Source organism: Candidatus Synechococcus spongiarum (assembly GCF_900047545.1).
GTDB lineage: Bacteria > Cyanobacteriota > Cyanobacteriia > PCC-6307 > Cyanobiaceae > Synechococcus_B > Synechococcus_B spongiarum_C.
The window spans coordinates 1-5,675 of the sequence record NZ_FITM01000131.1 but is presented as its reverse complement, the minus strand read 5'-3'; the positions used below and the strand labels follow the sequence as shown (position 1 = coordinate 5,675).

The 5,675-nt window shown below is 63.6% G+C and carries 7 protein-coding genes; 5 read left to right on the top strand and 2 right to left on the bottom strand.

Features of this window, described 5'->3' with window-relative positions; translation table 11 throughout:
• Positions 1 to 372 precede the first annotated feature (372 nt).
• Both FLM9_RS05520 and FLM9_RS05515 read left to right on the top strand, forming a co-directional pair.
• On the top strand, positions 373 to 636 hold the full coding sequence (locus FLM9_RS05520) for a hypothetical protein (protein ID WP_074457633.1): 264 nt from the start codon (positions 373 to 375) through the stop codon (positions 634 to 636).
• Positions 637 to 695: 59 nt separating this feature from the next.
• A complete protein-coding gene (locus FLM9_RS05515) occupies positions 696 to 908 on the top strand; it encodes a hypothetical protein (protein ID WP_074457632.1) in 213 nt (70 codons plus the stop codon).
• A gap of 307 nt (positions 909 to 1,215) precedes the next feature.
• On the opposite strand, the gene menB is transcribed toward FLM9_RS05515, so the two are convergent.
• Positions 1,216 to 2,109 (bottom strand): 1,4-dihydroxy-2-naphthoyl-CoA synthase, encoded by an 894-nt coding sequence (gene menB, locus FLM9_RS05510; protein ID WP_074457631.1) that lies wholly within the window; start codon positions 2,107 to 2,109, stop codon positions 1,216 to 1,218.
• Entirely contained in the window at positions 2,072 to 3,910 is a 1,839-nt protein-coding gene (gene menD, locus FLM9_RS05505) for a 2-succinyl-5-enolpyruvyl-6-hydroxy-3-cyclohexene-1-carboxylic-acid synthase (RefSeq protein ID WP_074457630.1), read from the bottom strand. Before menD ends, menB begins: the two co-directional genes overlap by 38 nt.
• 22 nt (positions 3,911 to 3,932) lie before the next feature.
• Here menD and lepB point away from each other — a divergent pair, with 22 nt between their 5' ends.
• From lepB to FLM9_RS05490, 3 genes are all read left to right on the top strand, one after another.
• The gene (lepB, locus tag FLM9_RS05500) at positions 3,933 to 4,556 is read left to right on the top strand and encodes a signal peptidase I (protein ID WP_257243022.1); all 624 of its coding nucleotides are present in this window, start codon (positions 3,933 to 3,935) and stop codon (positions 4,554 to 4,556) included.
• Positions 4,557 to 4,626: 70 nt separating this feature from the next.
• On the top strand, positions 4,627 to 4,965 hold the full coding sequence (locus tag FLM9_RS05495) for a DUF760 domain-containing protein (RefSeq protein ID WP_074457628.1): 339 nt from the start codon (positions 4,627 to 4,629) through the stop codon (positions 4,963 to 4,965).
• A 73-nt stretch (positions 4,966 to 5,038) separates the two neighbouring features.
• Complete coding sequence (locus FLM9_RS05490; RefSeq protein WP_074457627.1) at positions 5,039 to 5,626, top strand: inorganic diphosphatase; 588 nt, start codon at positions 5,039 to 5,041, stop codon at positions 5,624 to 5,626.
• The last annotated feature ends 49 nt before the right edge of the window (positions 5,627 to 5,675 follow it).

Below are 5,675 nucleotides of genomic sequence, written 5' to 3'. Positions count from 1 at the left end.
ACCGCCGAATCCATCCTGGCCAAGATCCAACGCCTTTGTAAGGCTATCTCCGGGACCCCACACTAGGCGAGTGTTTGGAAGGGGTCCCGTCCTGGTGGGTCCTGTTTGAAGGTCCCCCCGCTCAATGTCGTCTGGGTTCCACAGACAGCGGGGGGGGGACATTCTGATATTTTTGAGCGGTGATTTTTAGTTGAGTTGTTTGTGGAACATTTGCACCATAACTAGGGTAACGTCCATCGAGAAGGCAGTTAAAGATATGCAATCTCGGCTATTGTTGACAAGGCGGACGGAGGCTTGTCCGGTGAGGCGGCCCCGCCTGTTCCTACCTGTTCCCGTTACTTGGTAGGCTGCTTCCATCCACCAGCCAGCCCGATGGCTACCCTTCCCCCCGGTTTGACCGACTGGTTGCCATCGGGCTTCTTCACTGCCCTCTTGGGCCTTATCTGGTATGAAGTGAAGGCCAGTGAAACCAGGCTCAACAAGCGGATAGACGAATTACGGGAAGACCAGAAGGCCAGCAAGGTCCGCCAGCGGGAAAACCTGCAGGCGCTACGGCAAGACATGAACGACGGCCTGGGCAGACTGGAGGCCAAGGTGGACCGCCTGATTGAAAGCCGCTTACCAACCCCCCACTAACCCCCGCCACAGGTCATCACATCCTTGACGGGCCTGCGATGTCTACATCACCTCCTGGATTGACTGAATGGCTGGGGCTACTGGTGCAGCCCGCCGTGATCCTGGGCGGGGGAGCGCTGTTCCTGAACCAGCTAAACAAGCGGATTGACAGTCTACGCAGCGACATGAAGGACGGCATGGCTAAGCTGAATGACCGGCAGAGGGAAGACAACAAGGCCCTCAACGAAAAGCTGGACCGTCTCCTTGAAAGTCGCTTGCCTGCCCCCCGCTAACCAGGGCGACAAGGCCAGCGTCCACCATGTCTGGTAACAGCAAGACTGCCTATGGGCAGAGGCTTTTTACAGGACAGGACACCGGCGCGGGGCCGGGCTTGGTGGTGAACGCCTCCGGGAGGACGTGGGTCGCCGGGGAGTATTGCCTTGGGCCATCCTCCGAACGGGGGAGAGGTTCAGCCCAATGGGTGTCAGCCAAAGGGTGGAGGCCTCAGCCGCTTGGGGGGGTTCCATAAGGTGGCCCCTTGAGGAGGCAGGGATTCACTACGTTGTAGGAATTTAGACCGCCAGCCTGCTACAGGCGGGGCTACGGCAACCAGGGATGATCCCCATAGCGGGGCGGCCGTTTCTCAAGAAAGGCGTTACGACCTTCTTGCGCCTCGTCCGTGCGATAAAAGAGGCTGGTGGCCTGACCTGCCAACTCCTGTAGTCCCGTCATGCCGTCGGTTTCCGCGTTAAAACCGGCCTTGAGGCAGCGGATGGCCGTGGGACTCATGGTCATGATGCGGCGCGCCCAGGCCACCCCCTCCTGCTCCAGGGATTGGAGGGGAACCACCCGATTCACCAGCCCCATGGCCAGTGCGGCGGCGGCGTCGTAGCGCTGGCAGAGAAACCAGATCTCCCGGGCTTTGCGCTGCCCCACCAGGCGGGCAAGCTGGGCGGCACCGAGACCGGCGTCAAAGCTGCCCACCTGGGGACCGGTCTGGCCGAAGACGGCGTTCTCGGCCGCCAGGCTGAGATCACAGAGGACGTGGAGCACTTGGCCGCCGCCAATGGCGTAGCCGGCCACCAGGGCAATCACCACCTTGGGCAGGCTGCGGATCAACCGCTGCAGATCCAGCACGTTCAGCCGCGGTAACCCTGTCTCGTCCACGTATCCCCCGTCACCCCGAACGGACTGATCGCCACCGGAGCAGAAGGCAAAGCCCCCGTCCGCAGCAGGTCCCACCCCCGTGAACAGCACCACCCCAAGCCGGGGATTGTCCCGCACCCGGGAGAAGGCGTCAAACAACTCCACCACCGTGCGCGGCCGAAAGGCGTTGCGCTTGCCAGGCCGGTTGATGGCGATCCGGGCAAATCCCTCCCTGCACAGGTCGAAACGGATGTCCTCGTAGGGATGGACCACCTGCCAGAGGGCATCACTGGTCCCCGGCAGGACGGGCTCAGGTTGGGGAGACGTGGGAGGTTGCTGGGGATTCATCACCGTGACAAGGGGGTTCCCCAGTCTCCAACGGCGCCCCGTCCTGGGCCAGCCAGGCGGCCCGCAGCCGTTGCCGTTGCCGGTGGTCCCGCCGGGCATGGGTGGGACAGTGGAGAAGGGCCATGCCATGGCGCCGGGCCTGTCGACTGCCTTGCTCCAGGGCCCGCGCCAGTTGACCAGGTTGGTTCAGGGTGTGACCGGGGACGCCATGGGCGGCAGCCAACGCCAGCTGATCCACGCTCTGGGGCATGGTGAAGAGTTCCTCCATAGAAAACGCGCCGTTGCGAATGGGCAACTGCTCAAAAATGCCACCACCACCGTTGGCGATGAGCACCACCAGCAGGTGGGCGCCGCAGGACTGCAACTGGGGGCGCCACAGCCAACCGTTGCTGTCGTGGAGCAGGGCCAGATCACCACTCACCAGGATGGTGGGCCGCGAGGGGCCAGAGGCCATGGCCAGCCCCGCAGCCAACGACAGAGTGCCGTCAATGCCGGACACCCCCCGAAAACAGGTGACGTGGTGGGGACAGCGGGGCTGGGCAAAGCTTTCCCAGTCCCGAACCGGGGAACTGCTGGCCAGGAGCACCGTGGTGGGAGGCTGCTGATCCAGCCAGCGGCAGATGGCCCAGGCCAGCCATGGTTCTGTGAGGGGGGATGCCTCTAATTGGTGGTCCAGCCACTGCTGCAGGCGGTGCTGCTGCTGCCACCATCCCTGCTGCAGGTCCATGGCCGCCGCCGTTGGCTGGCCGGGGCTGAGTTGGGCCACCAGGGGGGCCAGGCCCTGCCCTGATCGCCAATGGGTCCGCCCCAGGGGATCCCAAAGCCGCTGATCCTGTTCACAGACCTGCACCTGGACCGCTGTTGTCCTCTCCAGCCATGCGGACAGCCGCTGGCTGGGGCTGCAGGGACCCAGGCGCAGAATCTGACCGGGGGTCGGCACCCTGCGAGGGGCTGTCAGCAGCAGGTCGTAGCCGCTCACCACGGGCAGGTCGCCCAGGCCCCGCAACCCACTGCAGGGATCCGCCAGGACAGGCCAGCCCGTGCGCCTCACCAGTTGAGTCACGTGGTGCTGGTAGGCCGCCAGGTCCTGCCCCCGATAGGGGCCCGCAACAATGACTCCGGGCTGATCCCAGTCCAGCGGTGGTGGGGAGCAGGTCGCCGTCGGTCGGTCGGTGGCCGGGGTGGGGTGGGCGACCCCATCGGACTGCTGCCCCAGCCATTGGCGCCGAACGGCCTGCAACTGTGCCTTGCTGGTGTGCAGCGGTTCCTCGAAGGGCTGGTTCACGTGGGTGGGGCCTGGCGCCTGCACACCACCGTGGTGGTGCGGACCACGGGCAGCCGCGAGGGCCTCCTGCACCAACGCCTTGGGGAAGGTGGTGGTCCCCGGCAGGGGCAACTGCACCATGCGCCGCACACAGGCCAGGAGAAATTCCTCCTGGGGAGCCGTCTGGTTGGCCCCGCAGTGTTTGCGGTGGAGCGGGCGATCAGCAGTGAGCAGAACCAGGGGCAAGCCGCCCAAGTCAGCCTCGCTACAGGCGGGCAGCAGATGGGCCACGGCTGAGCCGGAGGTGGTGAGTACGGCCACAGGGGCCCCGGTCCCGCGAATCAGGCCCAGGGCCAGGAAGGCCGCGGAGCGCTCGTCAATGCTGGTGTGACGCACGAGGCCAGGGGTGAGCGTTGCCGCCACCGCCAAGGGTCCCGAGCGACTCCCCGGACAAATTACCCCATGGACCACGCCAGCCCCCCGCAACACTTGCCACAGTTGCAAGGACCAGAGGAGGTTGATGGCAGCCTGATCCATACCGTCAATTCTGCTGCTTGCCTTGCCTGCTTCTCAACCGGACCCGGACCACGCACCCATGGACAACCCATGGCGCCGTGGATGGCGTCATAGGTGGCGCACCCTGTTGAGCCTGGCCCTGGTGGTGGCACTCACCATGGCTGTGCGCCAGTGGGTCATGGAACCCCGCTGGATTCCCTCCGGCTCCATGGCGCCCACCCTACAGGTGCGGGACCTTCTGGTGGTGGATAAATTGAGTCCCCGGCTGGGCTGCACTCCCCAACTGGGGGACGTGGTGGTGTTCCAGCCACCGGATGCCCTGCTGGCCATGGGCTACGACAGGTCCCAGGTGTTGATCAAGCGGGTTGTGGGCCTGGCTGGTGATCGGGTCGCTGTCCATGGAGGCCGGCTGGAGCGCAATGGCCAAGCCTTACGGGAGCCCTGGACCGCCGCACCCATGGCCTATGAACAACTGGAGATCACCGTTCCACCCGACCAGCTTTGGGTATTGGGGGACAACCGCAACAACAGCCTGGACTCCCATGTTTGGGGACCTTTGCCCCGGGACCGCGTGGTGGGCCATGCCCTCATCCGCTACTGGCCGCCGCGGCGCTGGGGTGGGATTGCGAGCCTGCCCAGGGTCGGGTGCGGTGATCACCACTCTTGAGCCTGGCCTTGGGCCGAGGGAACCTTGGACAGGGTGGGTTAGGGTTGGAGGAGTCATGTGCCATGTCTCGATGTTCAATGTGGAATTTTTGACGAGTGACACCGAGGCCATCCATGGCAATCCTCTGATTCAGTATTTGCAGCAGCAGAATCCGGAGGTTTTGCGGCGTGTTGCCCACTCCGCCAGTGGGGATATTCAGGACATTATTCGTCACAACGTCCAGGGGTTGCTGGGCATGATTCCCAGTGAGCAGTTTGACGTGAAGATCAGCACCAGCCGGGACAACCTGGCAGGCCTCCTGGCCTCCGCTATGATGACAGGCTATTTTCTGCGCCAGATGGAGCAGCGCATGGAACTGGACAAGACCATGTTCATGGGTCTCCCGGAGGAGGACAAGCCGCTGCCCTGAGGCGACCACCCGGCAGCCCTTGGGAGGGTGGCCACTTAACATGCCCTCTGTTTGCCTTTGACACAGCCATCCCATGGCCAATGTTGACCGGGCGCCGAGCCGCACCATGCCCAACCTTCTGCACGTGCTGCCGGCCTTTGCCGATAGGGGGGAGTTGCGCCTCAACGTGATCGTGGAACTCAACGCCACCACCATCAACAAGTACGAGCTCATCACGGAGACGGGCCACCTGAAGCTGGATCGGGTTGGCTTCTCATCGCTGGCCTACCCGTTTGCCTATGGCTGTATTCCTTCCACGTGGGATGAGGACGGGGATCCCCTGGACGTGGAGATCATTGGCGTGACGGAGCCCTTGATTCCAGGATCGGTCTGTGAGGCCCGCATCATTGGCGTCATGAAGTTTGACGATGGGGGCGAAGTGGACGACAAGGTGATCGCCGTGCTGGCGGATGACAAGCGCATGGACCACATCCGTCGTCACCAACAACTGGGGGACCACTGGCGCCAGGAAACCGCCTACTATTGGGAGCACTACAAAGACCTGAAAAAACCCGGCACCTGCTCGGTGAACGGGTTCTTTGACACGGAAGAGGCCCTGAAGGTGATTCAGGCCTGTGAGCAGCGCTATCAGGAGACCATTGCTCCACTGTTGGTGGATTGAGTCTTGAAATTGAGAGCCTTGCACCAGAACGCCCCCGCGCCACCGAACA

Coding starts and splice junctions, on each gene's coding strand:
- FLM9_RS05520 (WP_074457633.1), top strand. CDS start 373: ATGGCTACCCTTCCCCCCGGTTTGACCGACTGGTTGCCATCGGGCTTC.
- FLM9_RS05495 (WP_074457628.1), top strand. CDS start 4,627: ATGTTCAATGTGGAATTTTTGACGAGTGACACCGAGGCCATCCATGGC.
- FLM9_RS05490 (WP_074457627.1), top strand. CDS start 5,039: ATGGCCAATGTTGACCGGGCGCCGAGCCGCACCATGCCCAACCTTCTG.
- menB (WP_074457631.1), bottom strand. CDS start 2,109: ATGAATCCCCAGCAACCTCCCACGTCTCCCCAACCTGAGCCCGTCCTG.
- menD (WP_074457630.1), bottom strand. CDS start 3,910: ATGGATCAGGCTGCCATCAACCTCCTCTGGTCCTTGCAACTGTGGCAA.